Origin of the sequence: Methylobacterium tardum (assembly GCF_023546765.1) — a bacterium.
GTDB lineage: Bacteria > Pseudomonadota > Alphaproteobacteria > Rhizobiales > Beijerinckiaceae > Methylobacterium > Methylobacterium tardum.
In genome coordinates, this window is sequence record NZ_CP097484.1 from 2,484,704 (window position 1) to 2,509,549 (window position 24,846).

The following is a 24,846-nucleotide window of genomic DNA, read 5'->3' on the forward strand; positions in this document are numbered from 1 at the left end:
TCAGGAATGGGCGGCGAAGCGCTGCCGGAGGCGCGCGGCCACGGCGGCGGGCACGAAGGGCGAGACGTCGCCCCCCATGCCGGCGATCTGACGCACCAGCGTCGCGGTGATCGGGCGGGCCTGCGTCGAGGCGGGCAGGAACACGGTCTGCACCTCGGGCGCCATGGCGCCGTTCATGCCGGCGAGCTGCATCTCGTAATCGAGATCCGTACCGTCCCGCAGGCCGCGAATGAAGATCGCGGCGCCGCAGCGCCGGGCAGCCGAGACGGCGAGATCGTTGAACGTGACGATCTCCAGCGCCGCGCCTTCGGCCTGCGCCACCGGCCCGCAGGTCTCGGTGAGCAGGGCGGCGCGCTCCTCGGCGGAGAACAGCGGCGCCTTGCCGGGATGCACACCGATGGCGATCACGAGGCGATCCACCAGCCGGCAGGCTTGGCGGATCACGTCGAGATGGCCGTTCGTGACCGGATCGAACGAGCCGGCATAGAGGGCGGTGCGGGTCATTGAGGCCCGACCTAGAGCATTTTCGCGCCGGACGGAACCTCAGGCCGTAGCCGCCCCGTCCGGCACGCGTCTCACGCCTCCTCGCCGCCCTCCGGGCCGGCTTCGGCACCCTCGTCCTCACCCTCGATGTGCTCCACCGAGACGACCTTCTCGTCCTTGGCGGTGTTGAACACCGTCACGCCCTGCGAGGCGCGGCCGACGATGCGGATGTCGTCCACCGGCACGCGGATCAGCTGGCCGCCATTCGTGACCAGCATGATCTGGTCCGAGGCCTCCACCGGGAAGGACGCGATCAGGCTGCCGTTGCGGGCGTTGACCCGCATCGCCGTGATGCCCTTTCCGCCGCGTCCCGATGTCCGGTACTCGAACGACGAGGAGCGCTTGCCGAAGCCCCGCTCCGACAGGGTGAGGACGTACTGCTCGGCCGCCCCCATCTCGTTGTAGCGGTCCAGCGAGATCGCCGCCGCCTCGGCGCCGTCCTCGGCCTCCGCGTCGCCGTTCTCCTCGGCCTCGCCGGTCACGGCGCGCCGCATCTTCAGGTAGCCGGCCCGCTCCTCCGCGGTGGCGTCGAAGGCGTTGAGGATGGTCATCGAGATGACCTTGTCGTCCTTTCCGAGCAGGATGCCGCGCACGCCGGTGGAGTCGCGGCCCTTGAAGACGCGCACGTCCTCGACGGGGAAGCGGATGCACTGACCCAGAGCGGTGGTGAGCAGGACGTTCTGGTCCGGACGGCAGATCTCGACATGGACGATGTGGTCGCCCGGATCGAGCTTCATGGCGATCTTGCCGTTGCGGTTCACCGTGGTGAAGTCGGACAGCTTGTTGCGCCGGACATTGCCGCTGGCGGTCGCGAACATCACGTCGAGCGTCTCCCAGGATGACTCGTCCTCGGGCAGCGGCATGATCGTGGTGATGCGCTCGGAGGTATCCTGCAATTGCAGGATATTGACCAGCGCCTTGCCGCGGGCGTTCGGGGCGGCCATCGGCAGGCGCCAGACCTTCTCCTTGTAGGCCTGGCCCTGGCTGGAGAAGAACAGCACCGGCGTGTGGGTGTTGGCCACGAACAGGCGGGTGACGAAATCCTCGTCGCGGGTCGCCATGCCGGAGCGGCCCTTGCCGCCGCGACGCTGGGCCCGGTAGGTCGAGAGCGGCACGCGCTTGACGTAGCCGGCGTGCGACACGGTCACCACCATGTCCTCGCGGGCGATCAGGTCCTCGTCCTCGACGCTGCCGTCGAAGTCGGCGATCTCGGTCCGGCGCGGCGTGGCGAACTGTTCCCGGACCTCGGCGAGCTCGCCCTTGACGATGCCCTGGATGCGGGCGCGCGAGCGCAGGATGTCGAGGTAGTCGGCGATCTCGTCGGCCAGCGTCTTCAGCTCGTCCCCGACCTCGTCGCGGCCGAGAGCCGTGAGGCGCTGCAGGCGCAGGTCGAGGATGGCGCGGGCCTGGGTCTCGGACAGACGATAGGTGCCGTCCTCGGCGACGCGGTGGCGCGGGTCGTCCACCAGGGCGATGAGCGGCGCGATGTCGTGGGCCGGCCAGTCGCGGGCCATCAGGGCTTCGCGCGCCGAGTTCGGGTCCGGCGAGGTCCGGATCAGCCGGATCACCTCGTCGATGTTGGCGACCGCGATGGCGAGGCCGCACAACACGTGGGCGCGCTCGCGGGCCTTGCCGAGGAGGAACTTGGTCCGCCGGGAGACGACCTCCTCGCGGAAGTCGGCGAAGGCCTGGAGCAGGTCCTTCAGGTTCATCAGCTCGGGGCGGCCGCCGTTCAGCGCCACCATGTTGCAGCCGAAGGAGGATTGCAGCGGCGTGAACCGGTAGAGCTGGTTCAGCACCACGTCCGCCATGGCGTCGCGCTTGATCTCGGCGACGATGCGCATGCCGGAGCGGTCGGATTCGTCGCGCAGGTCCGAGATGCCCTCGACCCGCTTCTCCTTCACCAGCTCGGCGATCTTCTCGACCAGCGTCGCCTTGTTCACCTGATAGGGGATCTCGGTGAAGATCAGCGCCTCGCGCTCCTTGCGCAGCTCCTCGACATGCGACTTGGCGCGCATGATCACGGAGCCGCGGCCGGTGGCGTAGGCTTGGCGCGTGCCGGCGCGGCCGAGGATCATGCCGCCGGTCGGGAAGTCCGGGCCGGGCACGATCTCGGTGAGCTGCTCGATGGTCAGCCCCGGCTCGTCGATCAGCGCCACGCAGGCGTCGATCAGCTCGCCCAGATTGTGCGGCGGGATGTTGGTCGCCATGCCGACCGCGATGCCGCCGGCGCCGTTGACCAGCAGGTTCGGGAACCGGGCCGGCAGGACGGTCGGCTCCTCGCGCGACTCGTCGTAGTTCGGCTGGAAATCGACGGTGTTCTTGTCGATGTCGGTCAGCAGCGCGGTCGCGGGCTTGGCCAGCCGCGATTCGGTGTAGCGCATGGCGGCCGGCGGATCGCCGTCCACCGAGCCGAAATTGCCCTGCCCGTCGATGAGCATCAGGCGCATGGAGAAGTCCTGCGCCATCCGCACGAGGGCGTCGTAGATCGATTGGTCGCCGTGCGGGTGGTACAGACCGATCACGTCGCCGACGATGCGCGCCGACTTGACGTATTTCCGCTCGGGCAGGTGCCCGGATTCGAAGGCGGAGTAGAGGATGCGCCGGTGCACCGGCTTGAGGCCGTCCCGGGCGTCGGGAAGCGCCCGGCTCACGATCACGCTCATCGCGTAATCGAGGTAGGAGCGGCGCATCTCGTCGGTGATGGAGACGGGGCGGATGTCGCTGGCGGGCGGGGCTGCGCCAGTCGGATCGTTCTCGGCCAAGTCGATTTCCGTTCTGAGGCCCGGACGGGCGGTGCTCACGACCGCTCCCGGGTGGCGCACGATGCGCCGGAACGGCCTCTCGGAAGAGCAGTGATATCAGACGGTTAAATAAGGTTTTCCGAGGCCGGCCGCAAGGTCGTAGCGCGGTCGCCGACAGGTGCGCCGGCAGGGCCGCGTCCCGGCCGGATCGGGCCGGGATGCGGGGCAGTCTGCTCAGTAGAACGTGAGGTGGCGATGACCCACGGCGCGGCCGCGGAACGCGTGGTGACGGTAGCCGTGATGGCGGTGTCCGTAGTGGCGGCGGTAGCCGTAATGGCGATGCCAATGGTGCCGGCGCCAGTGATGGCGATGGTGCCAGTGGCGGCGGTGATGCCAGTGACGGTGCCAATGATGGCGGCGGTGCCAGTGGCGACGGTAGTGCCAGCGGGCCTGCTGGATGACCGGGGCGGGTGCTGCGGCCTCGGCGGTCGCCGGGACCGGCAGGGGCGCCGCGCGGGCCGGCGCGCTCGCCAAGCCGCCGAGCAGCGCGGCGAGAAGGACCAGGATAGGCCAGGGTCGCATCGTTTCTCTCCCATGTGAGCGCCCGGCCGAGTCCAGCGGGTCCGGGCCGGCACGAGGCTCGCGCCGTCGCCAGAAACCGCCAAGGTCGGCAAACGGTTCGATCCGTCGTGACTGCGCAGATGGCCGGCCCTGCCCGGCCCGGCCCACGTGTCGCCCTTGCGTGCGGCGGCGGAAGGCCCAGTTTCGGAAGGCCGCACCGTGCCGCTTCCGGCCGGGCCCTCCGACGAGTCTGTGTCCGATCCCCATGCCGCTCGCGTTTCCCGACACACTCCGTGCCTTCCTGCCGCGCCGCTTCCGGGATCGACGCCCGCGGGTCGCCGTGGTCCGCCTGTCCGGGACGATCGGAGCGGTCTCGCCGATCCGCCCGGGGCTCTCGATCGGAGGCGTGGCCGGCAGCCTGGAGCGGGCCTTCGGGATGCCCGGGGCCAAGGCGGTGGCGATCGTGATCAACTCGCCCGGCGGCTCGCCGGCGCAGTCGCACCTGATCCACCGCCGCATCCGGGCGCTGGCCGACGAGAAACGGCTGCCGGTCATCGCCTTCGTGGAGGATGTCGCCGCCTCCGGCGGCTACATGATCGCCTGCGCGGCCGACGAGATCGTCGCCGACCCGACCTCGATCGTCGGCTCGATCGGGGTCGTCTCGGCGGGGTTCGGCTTCCACGGCCTGCTCGAGAAGCTCGGCGTCGAGCGCCGGGTGCACACGCAGGGCGAGGCGAAGTCGATGCTCGACCCGTTCCGCCCCGAGGATCCGACTGACGTGGAGCGTCTGAAGCGCATCCAGGCCGACGTCCAGGACCTGTTCACGAGCCTGGTCACGGCCCGCCGCCCGACCCTGTCGCAGACCGAGAACCTGTTCACCGGCGCGGTCTGGACCGGGCGGCAGGCGCTCGGTCTCGGCCTGGTCGATGCCCTCGGCGACGTGCGCACCGCGATGCGGGCGCGCTACGGCGACAAGGTCGATCTGCGCCTCGTGGCCGAGGCGCGCGGCGGCTTCCTGTCCCGCCTGCTGCGCCGCGGCGGTGCCCCGGGCGGCATCGGGAGCGGGCTCGCGGAGGGGGCGATGGCCGCCCTCGAGGAGCGTGCGGCCTTCGCCCGCTTCGGGCTCTGAGAGGCCTGAGGGCTCAGGCCGCGACCTGCCCCAGGAAGCGCTCGATCTCGCCTTCCAGGTCGGCCGCCACGCTGTCCACGGTCTGAGCCGCTTCGGTGACGGTGGCGGCCATGCGCGCCGAGCGCCGGGCGGCGCCGGCCACTGTGGTCAGCCCGCTGGCGATGGCCTCGGTGGCCCCGGCCGTCTCGGCGACGTTGCGGGAGATCTCGGCGGTGGCCGCGCCCTGCGCCGAGACCGCCGCGGCGATGCCGCCCGTGGTGGCGCTGACCGCCCGCATCCGCTCGCCCATCCGGCCGATCGCCGCCACGGCCGAAGTCGTCGAGGTCTGCACGCCGGCGATCTGCCCGCTGATCTCCTCGGTCGCCCGCGCGGTCTGCGCGGCCAGCGCCTTCACCTCCGAGGCCACCACGGCGAAGCCCTTGCCGGCCGCGCCGGCCCGCGCCGACTCGATGGTGGCGTTGAGCGCCAGCAGGTTGGTCTGCTCGGCGATCTGGCGGATGAGCCCGACCACGTCGCCGATGCGCCCTGCGGCCTCGGCAAGCTCGCCGATCTCGGTGTTCATGGCGTCCGACTCCGCGGCGGCCGTGGCGACCAGAGCCTCGGCCTGGTCGAGCTGGGTGCCGATCTCGCCGATCGAGGCAGAGAGTTCCTCGGCGGCGCTCGCCACGGTCTGGACGCTGGCCGAAGTCTCGTGGGAGCCGCGCTCGGTCTCGGCGACGGCAACCTCCGCCTCTGCGGAACTGGCCGCCATCTCGCCGGCCCGGTCGCGCATCGCGCCGGTGCTGGCGGTCAGGGCGCCCTTCAGAACGACCACCTGCCCGCGGAATGCCGCGATGGCGCGGTCGAGGGCGGCCCGCCGCCGCGTCTCGTCGGCCGCGCCCGCACTCTGCAGGCCTTCCAGTTCCCGTGTCCGCAGGCCGGCGGTGCGCAGCACCTCCAGGGCGCGGGCCACCGTGCCGATCTCATCGCCGCGGCTCGCATGGGGAATCGGGGATTCGAGGTCGCCGGCCGCCAGAGCCTCGATCCGGGTCGAGATCGCCGAGAAGGGCCGGAACAGGCGCGCGGCCGCCAGCCCGACGAGGGCGCAGGCCAGCACCGCGATGATCAGGGCGGCGACGCTGAGGCTCGTCATCGTCCGGGCATGGGCGTCGAAATACATCTCGATCGGCAGCCCGACGAACAGGATGCCGTTGACCTTTCCGGCGGCGTCGACCGTCGGATGATAGACCGTGTAGTAGCGCCGCCCGAACAGCACCGCCGGCCCTTCGTAGGTCTGACCGGCGCGCACGGCGGCCTGCGCCGGGCTGTCGGCGGCGAGCGCCGTGCCGACCGCGCGCGCGCCGTCGTCCCGGCGCACGGTGGTCTGACGCCGCACGAAGCTGTCGGTGGCAGGCTCGTAGCTGAACACCGTGGCCAAGCCGCCGGAATAGGCGACGGCGTCGTCCACCACGCCGGTATCGGCGAAGCCCGACAGGCTCGGCGTCGCAACCTTGACGACGCGGGTGCCGGCGAGGTCGGCCTTTGCGCCCTCGACACGCGCAGCCAGGACGAGGGCCAGAGTTCGCAGGTTGCGCTCGCCGTTGCTGTGCTGCCGCTCCTCCATCTGCGACCATGTCTGGCGCGACACGGTAATCCAGATGGCGCCCGCGGTGAGTGTCACCGCGAGCATCGCCAGCATGATGACCTTCGTGGACAGGGTCGCCTTGCGTAGCGAGTAGGAATATCTGCGCATCTACTTGTATCCGTGCTTATAGCTCACACGGACACTGTTTCGTGAGGTTAAAAGGAGTGTTAATCTTCGCCGAGAACGCGACGGTTGGCGTCCATCCTCAACTCTGCCCTGCACGTCGCGCAGAGACGCGGGCCAGGGCGGAGAGATCCTTCTCGCCGTCGCCGTGGCTGATCGCCTCGATCAGGTTGTCGCGCAGAACGCTGGCGAACGGCAGCGGCACGCCCGCGCCCTCCCCGGCCTGGAGAGCCAGCCGCACGTCCTTGGCGCCGAGCTTGAGGCCGAAGCCCGGCGGTTCGTAGCGGTTCTGGGCGATCGAGGCGCCGTAGCCCTTGTAGACCGGCGATGCGAACAGGGTGTTGGTCATCAGGTCGAGGAAATCGGCGCCGGCGACGCCGTGGCCCTGCGTGAGGGCGCAGGCCTCGGCCATCGCCTCGATGGCCGAGATCAGCATGAAGTTGCCGGCGAGCTTCACGGCATTGGCCCGGACGGGTTCCGCGCCGAAGCGCCAGGTCTTGGCGCCCATGGCGTCCAGCAAGGGCGCCGCCCGGTCGAGGAGGGCCGCCTCGCCCGCCGCCACGATATTGAGCTTGCCGGCTTCCGCCACGTCCGGCCGTCCGAAGACCGGGGCGGAGATGTAGGGGACGCCCGCCCGCCCGTGCACGGCGGTGAGCTGCCGGGCCAGGGCCACCGAGACCGTGCTCATGCCGATATGCAGACCCGGGCGCTCGGCCCGGTCGAGCAGGCCGCCGGCGACGATCACGGCCTCCAGCGCCGCATCGTCGGCCAGCATCGTGATCACCGCCTCTCCGGCGAAAGCCTCCGCGGCGCTCGCCACCGGGGTGACCCCGTCGATCCCGCGGGCGCCCTCCGGCGTCCGGTTCCAGGCTCGGACCGTGTGGCCCGCCCGCGCCAGGCTTGCGGCCATCGCCCGGCCCATCCGCCCCATTCCGATAAATCCGACGTCCATGCCGTGCTCCTCGACGCTGATGTGTCGCTCGCCAACCTGGGAAACCCGCGCCGGGGGTCAACGGCGGCGCCGGATTTGCGGCGCTCCCGCGGCGTGGCAGAGTCGGCGTATGCTGCGCAACCGCATCACCGACATTCCCGGCCTGCGGGTCGGCCACGCGAGCGACGTGGCGGTCGCCAGCGGCGTCACCGCCCTCGTGTTCGATGCGCCCGTGGTCGCCTCCGTCGATGTGCGCGGCGGCGGGCCCGGCACCCGCGAGACCGATCTGCTCGATCCCGAGCGCACCGTGGAGCGGATCGACGCCCTCGTCCTCTCCGGCGGCTCGGCCTTCGGGCTCGACGCGGCGTCCGGGGTAACGGCATGGCTCGCCGAGACCGGGCGCGGCTTCCCGGTCGGCACCATGCGGGTTCCGATCGTCCCCGGGGCGATCCTGTTCGACCTCCTGAACGGCGGCGACAAGGATTGGGGCCGCTACCCGCCCTATCGCGAGCTGGGCTTCCAGGCCGCAGCGGCCGCGGCCGAGGATTTCGCCCTGGGCTCCGTGGGGGCCGGGACCGGCGCCCGCACCGGCAGGCTCAAGGGCGGGATCGGGTCGGCGTCCGCCCGCGTCGCAGGCACGGGTTTCCGGGTCGGCGCGCTCGCCGCCGTGAACGCCTTCGGCAACGCGACGATCGGTGACGGGCCGCATTTCTGGGCGGCGCCCTTCGAGGAGGCCGACGAGTTCGGCGGTCTGGGCTCTCCGGCCCGGGTGCCCCCTGAGGCCCTCGCCTTCCCCGCGCGCGCGCTCCCGGGCGCCGCCACGACCCTCGCCGTGGTGGCGACCGACGCGGCGCTGACCAAGGCGCAGTGCCGGCGCCTCGCGGTGGCGGCGCAGGACGGGCTGGCCCGCGCGCTCGTGCCGGCGCACACGCCGCTGGACGGCGATCTGGTCTTCGCCGTCGCCACCGGCGCCGTGCCGCTGGCCGACCCGGTGGTCGGGATGGCGCGTCTGGGCGATGCCGCCGCGCGGGTGCTGGCCCGGGCCGTGGCGCGCGGCGTGTTCTCAGCGACGAGCTTGCCGGGGCATGCGGTCGCGCCGTCGTTATCCTGGACCGGCCTGCCGCCGGCTTGGGGCGATCTGTTCGGTGATGCGTAGCGGTGCGCGCTCATCCCATTTCGGGTTGAACGCCGTCCTTGCGAGCGGAGCGAAGCAATCCAGGCGGCCCCACGACGGCTGATGTCGCTTGGCCCTGGGTCACTTCGCTGCGCGCGTGATGACCGAAGGGGTCATGGAGGACGGCGCCTCACACCTCCCCGCGCGCATCCTCCAGCAGCTGCGCCAGCCCGGAATCCACCTCGTCGGCGAGCATCTTCCGCTCGGCGTCGGTGAGGTCCTTGGCCCAGGCGCCGCTGCCGAACCCCTCCGTGCACCGCGCCCGCTCCGAGGTGATGTAGGCCTCGGTCTCGGCCGGCCGCGTCCGCATGGCATGGACGATGCCGAACCACGCCGCCCGTTCCACCACCGCCAGCCGGGCTCGCAGGCGGAGTGCCGCCGCCTTGTCCGCGTCGATGCCGTCATCGCTCATGGTCTGTCCCCCGCATCCTGCTCCGCCAGCTGGTCGATCAGGCCCTGGAGGCGCCCCGGCACCGGCTCGCTCGCCGAACGCGCGTAGAGCACCCGCAGTTGCCGGCCGATCTCCGCGAGGCTCATGGAGCCCTTGGCGATCACCCGGTCGGCCTGGACGTTCAGGCTCTCCTTCTCGGCCCTGGTGATCTCCTTGGCGGTGAGCACCACCACGGGCACGTCGCCGTCGGGCCGCGACCGCAGGGCCCGCAGGAAGCCGAACCCGTCCATCTCGGGCATCATCAGGTCGAGGAGGATCAGGCTCGGCCGTGCACGGCTGACGCGCTCCAGGGCGATCCGGCCGTTCTCCGCCTCGTCGACGGTCCAGCCCTCGCGGCCCAGGGACCGGCGCAGGCGCTCGCGGGCGTCCGCGTCGTCGTCGACCACGAGGATGCGGGCCTCGCCGGGCGCCTCCGGCCGGTAGCGCTCCATCAGACCCTTGAGCCTGTCCCAGTCGATCGGCTTGACGAAGTAGTCGGTGGCGCCGAGCGCCTGGCCGAGCCCCTGCTCGGCCACGACCGAGGTCATGATCACCGGCGTCCCGGCGAGGTCGGGGTCGTTGCGCACCGCGTGCAGCACCGCCCAGCCGTCCATGCGCGGCATCTCGACATCGAGCAGGATCGCCCGCGGCCGGAGCGCCCGGGCGAGCGTCAGGCCGGCGCGGCCGTCATTGGCGCTGCGCACGTGGAAACCCTCGCGCTCCAGGAAACGCTGGAGCAGCTCGCGGGCGGCCGGGTCGTCGTCGACCAGCAGCACCGTCTCGTGCTGCTCGTGCGGCTCGACCGGCGTGTGCGGTTCGGCTTCGGTCGGCGCCGCGTCCTCGGGTCGGAGCATGGCGGGCAGGCGGATCGTGAAGGTCGCGCCCGCGCCCGGCGTGCTGGTGACGCTGATGTCGCCGCCCATCGTCTGGCAGAAGGCGCGGGTGATGGCGAGCCCGAGGCCGGTGCCGCCGAACTGGCGCGTGGTCGAATCGTCCGCCTGGACGAAGCGTTCGAACAGGCGCCCGATCTGCTCCTCGCTCATGCCGATGCCGGTGTCGGTGACCGCGAAGGACAGCCAGTCCGCGGCCTCCTCCCGGTGCCGGCGCACCGCCAGGGTGATCGTCCCGGTCTCGGTGAACTTGGCGGCATTGCCGATGAGGTTCAGGAGGCACTGGCGGATCTTGGTCTGGTCCTGGTGCATGGACCCGAGCGCGGCGCCCGCCCCGGCCCCCGCGTCGAGGACGAAGCGGTTGCCCTTCTTCTCCACCAGGGAGCCGGTGGAATCGGACACGTCCCGGAGCAGGTCCGCCACCGTGAAGGTCTCGGCCGAGGCGGTCATGCGGCCGGCCTCGATCTTCGAGATGTCCAGCACGTCGTTGATCAGCGACAGGAGGTGGCGCGCCGCCGCCTCGATCTTCCGCAGGTCCGGCAGGAGCGCGGCACTGGCCGATATCCTCCAGCTCCTCGCCGAGCATCTCGGAATAGCCGATCACCGCCGAGAGCGGCGTGCGCAGCTCGTGGCTCATGTTGGCGATGAACTGGCTCTTGGCGCGGTTGGCCGCCTCGGCGGCCTGCCGGGCGCGCTCCACCGCCTCCTCGGCCTCCTTCCGCTCGGTGACGTCGACGCAGGTGCCGACCCATTCGCGCAGGCTGCCGTCCTCGGCGAGAACCGGCACGCCGCGCACCTCCATCGCGCGCCACGCGCCGTCGTGGCGGCGCAGGCGGTACTCGACCTCGTAGGTCTGGCGCGCCTCCACGCAGGCGGCCCAGGCGTCGGCGGCGTGACCCTGGTCGTCGGGATGGACCGCGTCGAGCCAGCCCCAGCCCTGGTAGGCCTCCTCGGTCTGGCCGGTATAGGTGCTCCACCGGACCTGGGGCGGCATCAGCTCGCCGGCCGCGTTGGTGTTCCAGATCACCGCCGCCGAGGCGTCCACCAGCGCCCGGAACCGCTGCTCGGAATGGCGCAGGCGCTCCTCGACGGTGCGGCGGCCGGTGATGTCGGTGTTGGTGCCGTACCAGCGCAGGATCCGTCCCGACGCGTCGTGGTGCGGCAGCGCCTTCGAGAGGAACCAGTGATAGGACCCGTCACGGCCGCGCAGCGGGAAGGTGTCCTCCCAGGACCGGCCCAGCGCGATCGCCGCCTGGTAGCGCTCGGTCACGGCCGCCACGTGGTCGGGGTGATGGACGGTGCGCCAGCCCCAGCCGCGCATCTCCTCCAGCGTCGTGCCCGTGTAGTCGTACCAGCGCTGATTGTACCAGATGATGGTGCCGTCGGCCTCGGCGATCCAGGCGAGCTGCGGCAGCGCATCGGCGAGGTTCCGGTAATCGGTATCCGTGACGGCCTGCGCGCCGCCCTCAGTCTCGCTCATCGGCCACGCGCTGTCCTGTCATCCGCCCCGCGGCGGCTTATATCGGTATGCCTTATACACGCATCGCGTCGGGATCCGACCGGGCCGGGGCGGTCTCCTGGCTGCGCCGGAGGCGCAGGGCGTCGACGGTGTAAAGGGCGAGCGCGACCCAGATCAGCGCGAGCATCAGGGCCCGGTGCGGCTCGACGCGCTCGCCGTAGGCCAGCACGCTCAGGCCGAGCAGGCAGGTCGGCGCCACGTATTGCAACAGGCCGAGGGTCGTGAGCTTCAGGCGGACCGCCGCGGCGGCGAACCAGATCAGCGGCAGGGCTGTGGTGAGGCCCGTCAGCATCAGCAGTGCCCGGCTCGTCGGCTCCGCGGGGAGAAACGGCTCGGCGGTCAGGACGAGCCAGAGGATCGCCCCGGGCAGGAGCAGCAGCGTCTCGGCCAGGAAGCCCACGAGGGCGTCGACCGCGGCGACCTTCCGCGCGAGCCCGTAGAGCGCGAAGGTCACCGCCAGGGAGAGCGACAACAGCGGCAGCTCGCCGGCCCAGCCCACCGCGATCGCCACACCTGCGGCCGCGACGCCGACGGCCGCCGCCTGCATCGGCCTGAGGCGCTCGCCGAGCACGACCCGCCCGAGCGCGACGCTGACCAGCGGGTTGATGTAGTAGCCCAGGCTCGCATCGAGCAGGTGGCCGCCGCTGATCGCGTAGAGGTAGAGCAGCCAGTTCACCGCGATCATCGCCGCCGAGAGCAGCAACAGGGCGTGGCGCCGGCGCAGCGGCCGCGGCAGGTTCAGGCGGTGCCGGGCCGCGAGGATCAGCGCCAGCGCGCCCGCGAACAGGCTCGACCAGACGATACGCTCGGCCAGGATGTGGTTCGGGCTGTAGGCCCCGAGCAACCGGAAATGCACCGGGACCAGGAGGCCCCAGCTCAGGTAGGCGGCGAGCGCGTAGACGAGGCCCACGGGTTCCTCCCGGTCGACCCGGATGGGCGGCCGGGCGAGGAGGCTTTAGCCCGGGAGCACGGTGCGCGTCAGAGGGAGCGACGCAAGGCTGCCATCCCCGAAGTCAAGGCGGCGGCTGCGCGGCCGCGGCGCCAAACCCACGATCAGGGCGCGATCCATGCGCCGGACCATCCGGGTTCCGCCCGCCGCCACGCGGCCCGCCGGTGACCGCGGCGATCGAGGTAGAGGAAGTCCAGGCGCTCGGCCCGGACCAGCACGGCGGCGAAATGCGGACGCCCCAGCGTTGGGGCCGCGGCCTCGTCCGGCAAGCTGTAGGCACCCCCCTCGGGCAGAACGGTTCCCGGCGCCGGCTCGGCGCCGTAGCAGACCCGGCTCATCGCCCGGGACTGGGCCCAGGCCGCCTCCGCCACGGGATCGTCGGTGTGGAGCGTGGCGCGACCCTCGACGCGGATCTGGACCTTCGCGGCGGCGTCGTAGGCGGCGAGCGCGCAGGCCGGGTGCGCCAGGATCTCCGCGGCCTTGTCGGAGCGGCGGTCGCAGTGGAACCGGAGGCTGCCGGCCGCGCCGTCGGCCGCGCGCAACACCACGGTCCGGGCCCGCGGGCCGCCGTCCGTGCCGCGCGTCGCCAGGGTCGGCAGGTGGAACCCGCTCCGGCCCTGCTCGGCCCCGTCGGCGAGCAGGCGCCACGCTTCGCGGAACGTGGCGTCCAGATCGTCGTAGAAGCCGGGCAGCGGCGCGCGGGTCATGCGCCGCTCCGCTTCCGCCGCCGCTCGCGGAAGATCAGCGCGAGGTTGCGCAGGTAGATCCCGGTCGAGAGGCCCTGGCCGATGATGATCACCGGCTCGCGCCGCACGAAGCCGTAGACCAGGGTCATCATCCCGCCGAGGATCGACAGGAACCAGAACGAGAGCGGCATGACGCTCCGCCCCGCGCGCTCGCTGGCGATCCACTGCAGGATGAAGCGCGAGCCGAACACCAGCTGGGCGACGATGCCGAAGACCAGCCAGAAATCGAGCCGCGTGACGAAGACGTCGTAGAAATAGGCCGGCAGATCGTGGGCGAGCTGGATCAGCATCCGACATCCTGGTCTGCCGGCGCGGGCACCGGGCTCGTGATCTCCTGAGGCTGCGGATCGGCGCGCTTGCGCCGGATCAGCCACCAGACGCCGGCGAGATCGAGAAGCCCCACCCAGAGACGGTCGAACAGCCCGTAATTCGACGTGCCGGTGAGCCGCGGGCGGTCGATCACGTCGCGGTGGACCACCGCGAAGCCTTCGCGGACGACGAGCGCCGGCATGAAGCGGTGGAGGGCGTCGAAATACGGCAGGCGGAGATAGACCCCACGCCGGAAGACCTTGAGGCCGCAGCCGGTGTCGCGGGTGGCGTCCTTCAGGATCCGCCCGCGCACGCCGTTGGCGATCCGCGACTGCAGCATCTTGAAGCGTCCGTCCTTGCGCCCGCGCCGCTGCCCTTGCGCGAGACCGGCACCGGGACCGGCCGTCTCCAGGGCCGACAGGAGGGCGGGGATGAAGGCAGGATCGTTCTGGCCGTCGCCGTCGAGGGTGGCGATGATCGCGCCCCGGGCCGCCAGGACGCCGCTGCGCACCGCGGCCGACTGGCCGCCGCTGCGGGCATGGCGCAGCACCCGCAGCCAGGGCCGGCCGGCACGGGCGGCCGCGAGGGCGGCCGGCGTGCCGTCGGTGGAGCCGTCATCGACGTAGATCAGCTCGAAGGCGAGGCCCGCGCAGGCGGCCTCGATCTCGGCTACGAGGGGCGTGATGTTGCCGGCCTCGTTCTTCACCGGCACGACCACGCTGAGGACCGGGGCGCCGCTCACGGGGCCACCGCGTAGGCCGTGACGAAGACCCGCCGGCCGGTATTCAGATTGAAGCCCTCGATCTCGGCCAGCGGCGCGGGCACGCCGCGTCCGACCGGCCAGGCCGCGTTGAAATCATCCCGGTCGCGAGCCTCCACGAACAGCAGCCGGCAGCCGCCCGCTTCCAGGAATTGCCGCGCGGCGGCGCCGTCCGGCGGCAGGGCGAGGCCGGTGCCGACGAGGAACACGAGGCTCGGCTCCCGGTAGCCGAGGCTCGCCACCTGCGGATCCGCGCAGGGCATCCGGTCGCGGAGGGAAGCGAGCCGGGGCGAGACCTTGAGGGCGGGCAGCGCGCGCTGGGCCACGCCCAGCACCGCCGGCCCGAGCAGGCAGGAGGCCAGGACGCCGAGCACCAGGGCCCGCTCGGCGGCGCCCGCCACAGGCCCCCGGGCGAACGCCATCCAGGCGAGGGCCGCGACGCCGCAGGCGGCGGCGAGCAGCGGCAGCGCCGGCCACGGGATCGTGTGGGCATCCAGGCGCCAGCCGGCGAGGCAGAGGCCGAGCGTGAGCGCCACCGGGATGGCCGGCACCAGCAGAGCGGTCAGGCGCGCGCCGCGCAGGCGGGGATCGAGCGCCCCCCGCGTCATCGCCAGGACGGTGAGAATCGCGAGCCACGGCATCAGCGGCAGGACGTAATGGGGCAGCTTCGTCGGCACCGCCTCGAAGATCAGCCACGCCGGCAGCACCGCGGCGATCAGGAAGGCCACGCCGGGTTCGCGCCGTGCCCGCCACGCGAAGGGCAGGCTCATGGCCGCGAAGGCGGCGCCGGGCCAGAAGGTCGCGAAGAAGGCGAGCGCGTAGGCGCCCGGCGGCCCCCAGTGCCGCTCGGCGCCGGCGCCGACCTTGCCCAGCATGTCGTGCCCGACCGCCTCGGCGTAGAAGGCGCCGCCGCTCTTCCACGCGATGGCGGCGAACCAGGGCGCGACCAGAAGGAGGGTCAGGGCGAGGCCCGGGAGCGGCCGAAGGGCCAGGAGCCAGCGTCCGGAGCGTGCCATCACCGACAGGATCAGGGCCGGCAGGACGACGAACAGCGGCACCATCGGACCCTTGACCAGGATCCCGAGCGCCAGACCCAGCCAGAAGGCCGCGAAGACCGAGCCCGTCGGAGGCCGACCATCGCGGAAGGCCAGCCAGGTCCGGGCCAGCGCGCCGAGGCTCGCGGTGGCGCAGGCGGCGAGCAGCGCGTCGGTCTTGGCGAGATGCGCCTCGGCCGAGAGCATCAGGCAGGCGCCGTAGAGGGCGGCGGCGAGCAGCGCGGCGCGGCGCGGCAGGAAGGCCAGGGCCGCCCAGTAGGCCAGCAGCACCGAGGCGATGGCGCCGATCAGCGACGGGATGCGGTAGAGGGCGATCTGCGTGCGGGCGTGCGGGACGCCCAGCGCCTCGCCGGCCGCGACGGCGGCGGCCTGCGCCCAGTAGATCCCCACCGGCTTCTTGTGCCGCGCCTCGCCCTGGAAGCGGATGTCGGCGAGGTCGCCGGTCTCCAGCATCTGCTTGGAGGCCTGGGCGAAGCGCGGCTCGTCCCGGTCCATCGGCTGCAGCGAGATCTGGCCGGGCAGGAACAGGAGGAGGCAGAGCGCCAGGAGGGCGGCCATCGCCCGGCCGTGGCCGACGCTCAGCGCGTCGAGCCCCCGGCCGATCCGATCGGCAGCGGCGAGGCGCGGCGTTCCGCCGGCGGAGAGGCTCGTGGTCATGTCGGGCCGGTCAATCAGGATCGAGCGGGCAGGTCAAATCCGCGACGGTGCGAAGGCCATGCGTCAGGCGGTGAGGAGCGGGCGCAGCTCGCGCATGTCGGCGACCGATTCCAGGGTGTTGATGCGCGCGATCAGGCGCTCGGTGGCGTCCGGTCCGAGCACCGGCGCCATCAGGTCCCGCGCCTTGGCGTTCACCGCCTCGGTGCTCAGCGGATTTTCCTTCGTGCCGGGCGGATGCCGGGTGTGATGCTCGACAATCCGGCCGTCCGCGAGGGTCATCGTCACGACGGCGCCGCGCGGGGCGGCGGGATCCATCAGCGCGGCGTCGCCCACCAGCTCGACCTTGGCCCGTTCGGCCGCGATCGCGGGATCGTGCATCAGGCCGGCATCGTGGCTGTCGGCGAAGGAGACCGCGCCCTTCACGAGCGCCAGCGCCACGAGGTGCTGGCAGCTCACATCCGGCATGGCGCTCGATCCGACGATGCCGACGGCGTCGGTGGGGACCTTGACCAGGATGTGCCGCACGGCCTCCGGCGTCAGCCCGTACTGCTTGCGGAGCGTCAGGGTGGCGTCGAGGGGCGACTGGATCGGGTAGCCCACCGAGAAGGTCTTGATCGCCGTCTCGGTGACGAAGAAGCGGCTGCCGAGACCGTCGAGCATCAGGTCCGGCTTCGGCGCGGTCGAGAGCGCATTCAGCAGGTTGTGCCGGCCGTCGAGCACGTCGGCGACGCCGGTGAGCCCCGCCTCAACCATGCCGACCGCCGTGACGCCGTTGCGCGCGCCCATGCCGGCGAAGTCGAAGGCCTTCTCCACGTGGTCCTTGTCGCGCACCCAGCTCCACAGGCCGGAGACCTGCTGGGCGGCGTAGGACAGCGCGAAGCGCATGCCCTGCTCGTCGAGGCGGGCGAGCGCCGCGGCGGCCCCGAGCGCCCCGAAGGTCGCGCTCGTGCCCTCGGCGCTGCGGTGGGTGCCGCGCACGTGGTCCGGTCCGAGGGCCAGGAGCAGGCGGCAGCAGAGATCGTAGCCCAGCGCCACGGCGCGGATGAACTCCGCGCCGGAATTGCCGTGCAACTCGGCCATGGCCAGGGCCGCCGGCACGGTGGCGCAGCCGGGATGGGCCTTGGTGACCGGCTCGAAGTCGTCGGTCTCGTCGGCATGGGCGAACATGGCGTTGGCGAGCGCGGCGTTGACAGTGGTGGTCCGGAAACCGGAGGCCACGACGCCGGCTTGCTCGGTGCCGCCCAGGCCCCGCACGTAGGTGAGCGCCATCTCCCCCGGCCGCATCCGCGCGCCGGAGACCATGGCGGCCAGGGTGTCGAGGACGCGGTGCTTGCAGGCGGTCAGCACCTCAGGAGGCAGCGTCTGTGCCCCGGCTGAGGCCATGTAGCGGGCGAGCCGGCCCGTGACGTCCGCGTCGGCGGCCGCGGCCGGCAGGGTCCCGGCGAGGGCGAGGGCACCCGCGCCCTGGATGAGACGGCGCCGGCTCGGCGCGGTCACGAAGCGGCCCGCAGGCGGGCGAAGCCGGCGTCGAGATCGGCCTTGAGGTCGGCCGTGTCCTCGAGGCCGATGTGGAAGCGCAGGGCCGGTCCGCCCGGCGACCATTGCGTGGCGGTGCGGTAGCCGGCGCAGTCGAACGGGATCACGAGGCTCTCGAAGCCGCCCCAGGAGAAGCCCATCCCGAAGAGCTGCAGGCCATCCAGCATGGCGGCGACCGCCGCCTCGGGCACCGGCTTGAGGATCACGCCGAACAGACCGGAAGCGCCGGAGAAGTCGCGCTTCCAGATCGCGTGGCCGGGATCCTCCGGCAGGCCGGGATGGAGAACGCGCAGCACCTCCGGCCGGGCCTGGAGCCACTGGGCCATCTCGAGCCCGGCGCGGCCGTGCTCGCGCAGCCGCAACGCCATGGTGCGCATGCCGCGCAGAGCCAGGAAGATGTCCTCCGCGCCGGCGCACATGGCGAAATGGTCGAAGGTCCGACGCACCGCCGGGAAGTACCGGGCATTGGCCGAGGTCAGGCCGATCAGCAGGTCCGAGCCGCCGCTCAGGTACTTGGTCCCGGCCTCCACGGCGATGTCGACCCCCCGCTCGTGCGGCGGGAACAGCAGCGGCGTCGCCCAGGTGTTGTCCATGATCACACAGGCATCGTTGGCGTGCGCGACCGCGGCGATGGCCGGGATGTCCTGCATCTCGAAGCTCTGCGAGCCGGGAGCCTCGACCAGCACGGCCCGGGTGTTCGGCCGCATCAGCTCGGCGATGCCGGCGCCGATGGTCGGGTCATAGTAGGTGACCGCGACGCCGTAGCGGGCCAGCACGCCGTCGCAGAATTGGCGGGTCGGCCGGTAGGCGGAATCGGTGACGAGGAGGTGGTCGCCCGCCGAGACCGCGGCCATCAGCGCCACGGTGAGCGCCGCGAGGCCGGAGGGCGTCACCACCGTCCCGGCGGCGCCGGCGAGCTCCGTCCAGGCGCTCGTCAGCGCGTCCATGGTGGGCGTGGCCGAGGTGCCGTAATTGTAGCGCCCGCGCCGGTGCTTGATGGCGTCGTAGGTCGGATAGAGGACCGTGGAGCCGCGATAGATCGGCGTGTTGACGAAGCCGTGCTGCTCACCCGGATCCCGGCCCGCATGGACGAGGCGCGTCGCGGGCGCGAAGGTCTGCTGGGCGTCGGGCGAAGGCTTCAGGGACATCGGGTCTCGCGGATCGCGTTGCGCTGCGGCGCACGAAGCGCCGCCCACCCGGCGAGGTCAAGCCGGATGCCCCGATCCGCGGTCTCGGAGCGAGGCCTGTCCCACGATCAGGGCTTCTCGGGCGAATCCGAATTCACGGCTTCATCGTAAGCCTCCATCCAGGCGGTGCGCTCCTGGGAGCCTTCCGGATAGGGGCATTCGCTGACGGGCTTGCCGTAGAGGCGGGCATTACGACCCTGGATGAACGGGCTGTCGCTCGCGGTGGCCTGGGCGTTGGTCAATATCGCCTCCCGAAGACTTGGAGTGGGGCTTCGTTAACGGCCGCGCCGCTAATCTGTTGCCGTCTCAAGTCGCCTTCCGGGTCGTCGCGTGCGTATCCTGCGTTCCCTCCTCGGCGCCGTCCTCGTCCTCATCTCGACGGCGACCGTCGCTCTCGTCAGCGCCGACCGGCTCGCGCATCTGGCGCCGGCGCCGGTGGTCCGCGCCGCTCAGGCCGAGCCGTCCGCAACCGGGTCGCTCCCGGCCCCCGCGAAGGCCGCGCCCGCACCGAAGGCGCCGCTGCCCAGCATTCCGAACGGCTTCGACACCGAGCGGCTCCACGCGCTGATGCGCGGCGACCCGATCCTGCCGGGCCGCTGAGGACTCACAGGATCGCGCTCATCCCATCCGGGACCTCATCCTGAGGTGCCGGAGCGTCGCGGAGGCCTCGAAGGAGTCCTCCGGTCAGTGCTGCGATCCCTGGCGCCGTCCTTCGAGGCCCGCTGACGCGGGCACCTCAGGATGAGCGGGATGGGCGGGATCGGTCCGGACGTCCTACCGTGCCGTCCGGAAAACCTGCAGGTCCAGGTCCCGCACCTTCTTGCGCAGGGTGTTGCGGTTGACCCCGAGGAGTTCCGCCGCGCGGATCTGGTTGCCGCGGGTGGCCGCCAGCGCCGCGCCGATCAGCGGGCCTTCAATCTCGCGCAGGATCCGGTGATAGAGCCCGGGCGGCGGCAGCGTGTCGCGATAACCGGAGAAGTAGTCCGAGAGGTGCCGCTCGACCGCGCTCGACAGGCTCTCCGACTCCCCGCCGGCCTTGCGGGCGGCGCCGTTGCCGTTCGAGGCGGCGGGGGCCGCGAGCGGCAGCGTGTCGAGCTCGGCCTCGATCACCGGGCCGGTGATCGTCTCCTGCGGGTACAGCGCGGCGAGCCGCCGGACGAGGTTCTCCAGCTCGCGGACGTTGCCGGGCCAGCGGTAGCGCTTGAGCCGCTCCATCGCGTCGCCGTCGAGGGACTTCCGGGTCAGGCCCTCGCGCTCGACCAGCACGAAGAAGTGGCGGACGAGATCCGGCACGTCCTCCGAGCGCTCGCGCAGGGCCGGCAGGCGCAGCGGCACCACGTTCAGCCGGAAGAACAGATCCTCGCGGAAGATGCCCTGCTGGATCGAGATCCGCAGGTCCTTGTTGGTCGCCGCGATGATCCGGACGTTGGTCTTGATCGGGACCCGTCCGCCCACCGTCGTGTACTCGCCCTGCTGGAGCACGCGCAGCAGCCTTGTCTGCGCCTCCATCGGCATGTCGCCGATCTCGTCGAGGAACAGCGTGCCGCCCTCGGCCTGCTCGAACCGGCCCGCGGAGCGCTGGAGCGCGCCCGTGAAGGCGCCCTTCTCGTGGCCGAACAGCTCGGACTCGATCAGGTCGCGCGGGATCGCCGCCATGTTGACCGGCACGAACGGCCCGGTGCGGCGGCGGCCGTAATCGTGCAGCGCCCGGGCCACCAGCTCCTTGCCGGTGCCGGACTCGCCGGTGATCATCACGGTGAGGTCGGTCGGCATCAGCCGGGCGAGCGCCCGGTAGATCTCCTGCATGGCCGGCGAGCGGCCGACCAGCGGAATGTCCTCGTTCTCGGGGGGCGCGCCGGCCGGCGCCGCGCCGCGGGGGCGCGAGAGCGCCCGGCCCACGATGGCGATCAGCTCCTTCAGGTCGAAGGGCTTCGGCAGGTACTCGTAGGCGCCCCGCTCCGAGGCGCGGATCGCCGTCATGAAGGTGTTCTGCGCGCTCATGACGATGATCGGCAGCTCGGGCCGCACCCGCTTGATGCGCGGCAGCAGGTCGAACACGTTCTCGTCGGGCATGACCACGTCGGTGATGACGAGGTCGCCCTCCCCCTGCGCGACCCAGCGCCAGAGGGTGGCGCAATTGCCCGTCGAGCGGACCTCGTAGCCCGCCCGTGACAGCGCTTGGTTGAGCACGGTGCGGATTGCGGCGTCGTCGTCGGCGACGATGATGTGGCCGTTCGGCATGACTCTCTACTCAGACCTCCGACGGGGGCCGGATTTGGGGATCGACATCACGGATCGACCGCCGATTCGCGCCCGTCCCGGGCACTCGACATCGGCAGAAGGATGCGGAACGCCGTGCGGCGCGGGGCGGGATCGCATTCGGCGATCCCGCCGTGATCGCCGACGATCTTGGCCACCAATGCAAGACCGAGGCCGGATCCCTGCGCCTTGGTGGTGACGAACGGGTCGAACAGGTCCGGCAGCAGCTCGGCCGAGATGCCCGGGCCGTTGTCGCGCACCGCCACCTCGATCGGCAGGCTGACCCGTTCGCGGGAGCCCGGAACCTGAAGGCGCAGGCCGGTGCGGAAGGCGGTCGACAGAGTGATCTCGCCCTCGACCGCGTCCGGGCCGATCGCCTCGGCGGCGTTCTTCACGAGGTTCAGGATCACCTGGATCAGCTGGTCGCGGTTGCCGAGCACCGGCGGCAGCGACGGGTCGTAGGTCTCGATGAACCGGATATGCCGCGCGAAGCCCGACTGCGCCGAGCGCTTCACCTGATCGAGCACCCCGTGGACGTTGACGGCGCCGCGATCCGAGGGGCGCTCGTCGCCGAACAGCTCCATGCGCTCGGCGATGCGGACGATCCGGTCGGATTCGTCGCAGATCAGGCGGGTGAGCAGCCGGTCCTCCTCGGCGCCGGTGCTCTCGAGGAGCTGCGCCGCGCCGCGGATGCCGGCGAGCGGGTTCTTGATCTCGTGGGCCAGCATCGCGCCGAGCGCCACCATCGAGCGCGCCGCGCCGCGATGGGTGAGCTGGCGGTTCATCTTGTCGGCAATCGTGCGCTCCTGGAGCATCATCACCACGGCGTCGCCGTCGTCGCCGAGCGGCGTCGCGAACACGTCGACGCTGCGCTCCAGACCAAGGCGCGGCTGGGTCAGCTCCACCCGGTACTCGCTGACGCTGGCGCGGCGCCGCCGGACCTCGGCCACCAGGGCGATGATCGGCGAGGCGAACGGGATGATGTCGCGGAGCCGCCGGCGCTGCATCAGCCGCGCCGAGTAGTCGAAGAACGCCTCCGCGGCGTGGTTGCAGTGGAGGATCTGCTCGTCGGCGCCGATGGTCAGGACCGGCAGCGGCAGGGCGTTGAGCACGGCCTCGGCGGCGGTGTCGCGCCGGTTGCCGGACTCTTTCGGGAGGGACTCGTCGCTCACGCGGCCTCCTGGACGGGGTTCGCCGCGCCCGCGAAGGCTCGTGCCAGCAAGGTCAGCACGGTCTCCGGATCGGTTGTGGTGAGAAGGGTCGCGCGCTCCGCCGGGCCCAGCGCGCCGCCGGTCTCGGCATAGGCGGCGAGGTGCTTGCGCGCGTGGCGCACGCCCATGTCACGGCCGTAGAGCGACAGCAGCCCGGCGTAATGCTCCGCGGCCAGGGCGGCCTGCTCGGCCCGGGACGGCTCCGCGGCCGGCCGGCCGGCGAGCGCGGCGGCGACCTGCCCGACCAGCCAGGGGCGGCCGGTCGCCGCACGGCCGATCATGACCCCCGCGGCGCCCGAAGCGTCCAGGCAGGCGCGGGCGCTCGCGAGGTCGGTCACGTCGCCATTGGCGATCACCGGGATCGACACCGCCGCGACGACAGCGCGGATCGCCGTCCAGTCGGCGCTGCCCTTGTAGAATTGCTGGCGGGTCCGCCCGTGGACCGTCACGGCGTTCAGGCCCAGACGCTCGGCGCGGGTGGCGAGATCGGCGGCGTTGCGGCTCGCATCGTCCCAGCCGAGGCGCATCTTCACGGTCACCGGGACCGAGACCGCGCCCCGCACCGCCGCGAGCAGGCGCTCGGCATGGTCGAGATCGCGCATCAGCGCTGAGCCCGATGCGATCCCCGTCACGATCTTGGCCGGGCAGCCCATGTTCACGTCGATCACGTGAGCGCCCCCAGCCTCGGCCAATCGGGCGGCCTCCGCCATCGGGGCCGCCTCGCAGCCCGCGAGCTGGACAACGTGCAGGTCGACACCGGAACCCTCGGCACGCAGCGTGGCCTCGCCGGATCCGCGGGTGAATTCCCGGGCCGCCACCATCTCGGAGATCACCGCGTCGGCACCGCAGCGGCGGGCGATGCGGCGCATGTGCAGGTCGGTGACGCCCGAAAGAGGGGCGAGCAGGCAGAGCGGCGCAGGGTCTGCCGCTTCAGCCTTCGCACCGTCGCGGCGCAGCGCGCTCAAATAATGATCAGTCGTCATTCTGCACAACAATGAGGCAAGGCCGGTCCGCTGGCAAGCGGGACCGCGCGTTGATTTCGGGCCCTCCCCGCTTAAACGACGGGCACCCTCCGCGGCAGGGTTGCGCCGGCACTGCTGGCCCGCGCTGGCCGTCCCTCCGCCCCTCAGGACTTCACGAGTTCGTCGCCCATGCCCGCCACCGGCACGCCAGCCACCGGACCCGCCAGCGCGGGAGCCGGCGTCGCCGCGGTGGTGGTGGCAGCCGGCCGCGGCATCCGCATCGGCGGCGGCACGCCCAAGCAGTACCGCCGGGTCGGCGGACAGGCGGTCCTGACCCGCACCCTGGCGGCGCTCGCGACGGACGACGCGATCGCGCGGATCCAGCCGGTGATCGCCGCCGACGCAGCGGACTTCTTCCGGAGCTGCCTGGAGGAACTCGCGCCCGCGCTTCGCGCCAAGATCACCGCGCCGGTCGAGGGCGGCGCGACGCGCCAACTCTCCGTGCGCGCTGGTCTGGAGGCGCTGGCCGCCGGCGATGCGCCCGAGATCGTGCTTGTCCACGATGCCGCCCGCCCCTACGTGGATTCCGCGCTGATCGCCCGGGCGATCGCGGCCGGGCGCGACCACGGCGCGGCCGTTCCCGGCGTGCCGGTGACCGACACGGTCAAGCGCGTCGTCGACATCGCGCCCGGCATCGGCCGGGTGCACGAGACCCCGCCGCGGGAGCACCTGCGCGCGGTCCAGACCCCCCAGGCCTTCGCCTTCGGCCCGCTGCTCAAGGGCCACCGGGACGCCGCCGCGCAGGGCCTCGACGGATTCACCGACGACGGCGCCCTCGCCGAATGGGCCGGCCTGCCGGTGGTGGTGTTCGCGGGCGACGTCGCCAACCGCAAGATCACCCAGCCCGCCGACCTGATCGAGGCGGACCGCGCCTTCGCGACCGCCACCACCGAATTGCCAGCGCCGGGAGCCCGCGCCATGACCACCTACGTGACCCGCCTCGGCACCGGCTTCGACGTGCACGCCTTCACCACCGGCGACCATGTCTGGCTCGGCGGCGTGAAGATCCCGGCCGATCGCGGCGTGCTCGCCCATTCGGACGGGGACGTGGCACTGCACGCCCTGACCGACGCCCTGCTCGGCGCCATCGCGGACGGCGATATCGGCACCCACTTCCCGCCCTCCGACGAGCGCTGGCGCGGCGCCGCCTCGGACCAGTTCCTGGCCCATGCCTGCGATCTGGTCCGCGCCCGCGGCGGCCGCATCGATCACCTCGACATCACGGTGCTCGCCGAGGCGCCGCGCATCGGCAAGCACCGCGAGGAGATCCGCGCGCGCATCGCCGCCATCGCGGGCGTGCCGCTTTCGGCGGTCTCCATCAAGGCGACGACCACCGAGAAGCTCGGCTTCGTCGGGCGAGCCGAGGGTCTTGCGGCTCAGGCGGCCGCCACGGTCCGGCTGCCCGAGGAGGACGGCCCCGCCCTCGACGCGCAGGCCGAGACCGCGATGCGACAGGGCTGAGCGGTTTCGGGCCGGGCGCGGTCGGC

General features: G+C 72.1%; 22 protein-coding genes and 1 pseudogene. 4 read left to right on the top strand and 19 right to left on the bottom strand.

Annotated elements, in window-relative coordinates:
• The 3 genes from coaD to M6G65_RS11730 form a co-directional block, all read right to left on the bottom strand.
• Positions 1-504 (bottom strand): pantetheine-phosphate adenylyltransferase, encoded by a 504-nt coding sequence (gene coaD / locus M6G65_RS11720; RefSeq protein WP_238197097.1) that lies wholly within the window; start codon positions 502-504, stop codon positions 1-3.
• A gap of 71 nt (positions 505-575) precedes the next feature.
• Positions 576-3,308 carry a DNA gyrase subunit A gene (gene gyrA / locus M6G65_RS11725; RefSeq protein WP_250104237.1) on the bottom strand — a complete coding sequence of 911 codons (2,733 nt, stop codon included), beginning with the start codon at positions 3,306-3,308 and terminating at the stop codon, positions 576-578.
• A gap of 213 nt (positions 3,309-3,521) precedes the next feature.
• Positions 3,522-3,869 (bottom strand): hypothetical protein, encoded by a 348-nt coding sequence (locus M6G65_RS11730; protein WP_238197098.1) that lies wholly within the window; start codon positions 3,867-3,869, stop codon positions 3,522-3,524.
• Positions 3,870-4,113: 244 nt separating this feature from the next.
• Here M6G65_RS11730 and M6G65_RS11735 point away from each other — a divergent pair, with 244 nt between their 5' ends.
• Positions 4,114-4,977, top strand: a complete 864-nt coding sequence (locus M6G65_RS11735) for a S49 family peptidase (protein ID WP_238197099.1) — start codon at positions 4,114-4,116, stop codon at positions 4,975-4,977.
• 13 nt (positions 4,978-4,990) lie between these two features.
• Here the strand turns inward: M6G65_RS11735 and M6G65_RS11740 are convergent, their stop codons facing one another.
• Positions 4,991-6,709: a methyl-accepting chemotaxis protein gene (locus tag M6G65_RS11740; protein WP_238197100.1), complete on the bottom strand. Its 1,719-nt coding sequence runs from the start codon at positions 6,707-6,709 to the stop codon at positions 4,991-4,993.
• 97 nt (positions 6,710-6,806) lie between these two features.
• Positions 6,807-7,676 (bottom strand): NAD(P)-dependent oxidoreductase, encoded by an 870-nt coding sequence (locus M6G65_RS11745; protein ID WP_238197101.1) that lies wholly within the window; start codon positions 7,674-7,676, stop codon positions 6,807-6,809.
• A 109-nt stretch (positions 7,677-7,785) separates the two neighbouring features.
• On the opposite strand from M6G65_RS11745, the gene M6G65_RS11750 reads away from it, so the two are divergent.
• Complete coding sequence (locus M6G65_RS11750) at positions 7,786-8,811, top strand: P1 family peptidase (protein ID WP_238197102.1); 1,026 nt, start codon at positions 7,786-7,788, stop codon at positions 8,809-8,811.
• 148 nt (positions 8,812-8,959) lie between these two features.
• On the opposite strand, the gene M6G65_RS11755 is transcribed toward M6G65_RS11750, so the two are convergent.
• From M6G65_RS11755 to M6G65_RS11805, 11 genes and pseudogenes are all read right to left on the bottom strand, one after another.
• The gene (locus M6G65_RS11755; protein WP_238197103.1) at positions 8,960-9,241 is read right to left on the bottom strand and encodes a hypothetical protein; all 282 of its coding nucleotides are present in this window, start codon (positions 9,239-9,241) and stop codon (positions 8,960-8,962) included.
• Positions 9,238-10,632, bottom strand: a complete 1,395-nt coding sequence (locus tag M6G65_RS11760) for a NepR family anti-sigma factor (protein ID WP_250103956.1) — start codon at positions 10,630-10,632, stop codon at positions 9,238-9,240. The genes M6G65_RS11755 and M6G65_RS11760 overlap by 4 nt, the downstream gene beginning before the upstream one ends.
• Positions 10,633-10,762: 130 nt before the next feature.
• Positions 10,763-11,629 (bottom strand): annotated as a pseudogene (locus M6G65_RS11765) (PAS domain-containing protein); the annotation flags it as partial.
• Positions 11,630-11,681: 52 nt separating this feature from the next.
• Positions 11,682-12,578, bottom strand: a complete 897-nt coding sequence (gene rarD / locus M6G65_RS11770) for an EamA family transporter RarD (RefSeq protein WP_238197105.1) — start codon at positions 12,576-12,578, stop codon at positions 11,682-11,684.
• Between the two features lie 143 nt (positions 12,579-12,721).
• Positions 12,722-13,324, bottom strand: a complete 603-nt coding sequence (locus M6G65_RS11775; RefSeq protein WP_238197106.1) for a pyridoxamine 5'-phosphate oxidase family protein — start codon at positions 13,322-13,324, stop codon at positions 12,722-12,724.
• The gene (locus M6G65_RS11780) at positions 13,321-13,653 is read right to left on the bottom strand and encodes a lipid-A-disaccharide synthase N-terminal domain-containing protein (protein WP_192710524.1); all 333 of its coding nucleotides are present in this window, start codon (positions 13,651-13,653) and stop codon (positions 13,321-13,323) included. The genes M6G65_RS11775 and M6G65_RS11780 overlap by 4 nt, the downstream gene beginning before the upstream one ends.
• Positions 13,647-14,414, bottom strand: coding sequence for a glycosyltransferase (locus M6G65_RS11785; protein WP_238197107.1), 768 nt, complete (start codon positions 14,412-14,414; stop codon positions 13,647-13,649). The genes M6G65_RS11780 and M6G65_RS11785 overlap by 7 nt, the downstream gene beginning before the upstream one ends.
• Entirely contained in the window at positions 14,411-16,144 is a 1,734-nt protein-coding gene (locus tag M6G65_RS11790; protein WP_250103957.1) for an ArnT family glycosyltransferase, read from the bottom strand. Before M6G65_RS11790 ends, M6G65_RS11785 begins: the two co-directional genes overlap by 4 nt.
• Positions 16,145-16,207: 63 nt before the next feature.
• A complete protein-coding gene (locus tag M6G65_RS11795; protein ID WP_238197109.1) occupies positions 16,208-17,641 on the bottom strand; it encodes an MmgE/PrpD family protein in 1,434 nt (477 codons plus the stop codon).
• Entirely contained in the window at positions 17,638-18,828 is a 1,191-nt protein-coding gene (gene metC / locus M6G65_RS11800; RefSeq protein ID WP_238197110.1) for a cystathionine beta-lyase, read from the bottom strand. The genes M6G65_RS11795 and metC overlap by 4 nt, the downstream gene beginning before the upstream one ends.
• A gap of 107 nt (positions 18,829-18,935) precedes the next feature.
• Positions 18,936-19,109 carry a ribosome modulation factor gene (locus M6G65_RS11805; RefSeq protein WP_238197111.1) on the bottom strand — a complete coding sequence of 58 codons (174 nt, stop codon included), beginning with the start codon at positions 19,107-19,109 and terminating at the stop codon, positions 18,936-18,938.
• An 88-nt stretch (positions 19,110-19,197) separates the two neighbouring features.
• Here M6G65_RS11805 and M6G65_RS11810 point away from each other — a divergent pair, with 88 nt between their 5' ends.
• Complete coding sequence (locus M6G65_RS11810; RefSeq protein WP_238197112.1) at positions 19,198-19,467, top strand: hypothetical protein; 270 nt, start codon at positions 19,198-19,200, stop codon at positions 19,465-19,467.
• 174 nt (positions 19,468-19,641) lie between these two features.
• Here the strand turns inward: M6G65_RS11810 and ntrC are convergent, their stop codons facing one another.
• The 3 genes from ntrC to dusB are packed head-to-tail and all read right to left on the bottom strand — an operon-like array spanning position 19,642 to position 23,320.
• Entirely contained in the window at positions 19,642-21,108 is a 1,467-nt protein-coding gene (gene ntrC, locus M6G65_RS11815; RefSeq protein WP_238197113.1) for a nitrogen regulation protein NR(I), read from the bottom strand.
• A gap of 47 nt (positions 21,109-21,155) precedes the next feature.
• Entirely contained in the window at positions 21,156-22,298 is a 1,143-nt protein-coding gene (locus M6G65_RS11820) for a two-component system sensor histidine kinase NtrB (protein WP_250103958.1), read from the bottom strand.
• Positions 22,295-23,320, bottom strand: coding sequence for a tRNA dihydrouridine synthase DusB (gene dusB / locus M6G65_RS11825; RefSeq protein ID WP_238197114.1), 1,026 nt, complete (start codon positions 23,318-23,320; stop codon positions 22,295-22,297). Before dusB ends, M6G65_RS11820 begins: the two co-directional genes overlap by 4 nt.
• Positions 23,321-23,488: 168 nt before the next feature.
• Between dusB and M6G65_RS11830 the strand changes: the two genes are divergently transcribed.
• Positions 23,489-24,820 carry a bifunctional 2-C-methyl-D-erythritol 4-phosphate cytidylyltransferase/2-C-methyl-D-erythritol 2,4-cyclodiphosphate synthase gene (locus M6G65_RS11830; RefSeq protein WP_238197115.1) on the top strand — a complete coding sequence of 444 codons (1,332 nt, stop codon included), beginning with the start codon at positions 23,489-23,491 and terminating at the stop codon, positions 24,818-24,820.
• Positions 24,821-24,846 lie beyond the last annotated feature (26 nt).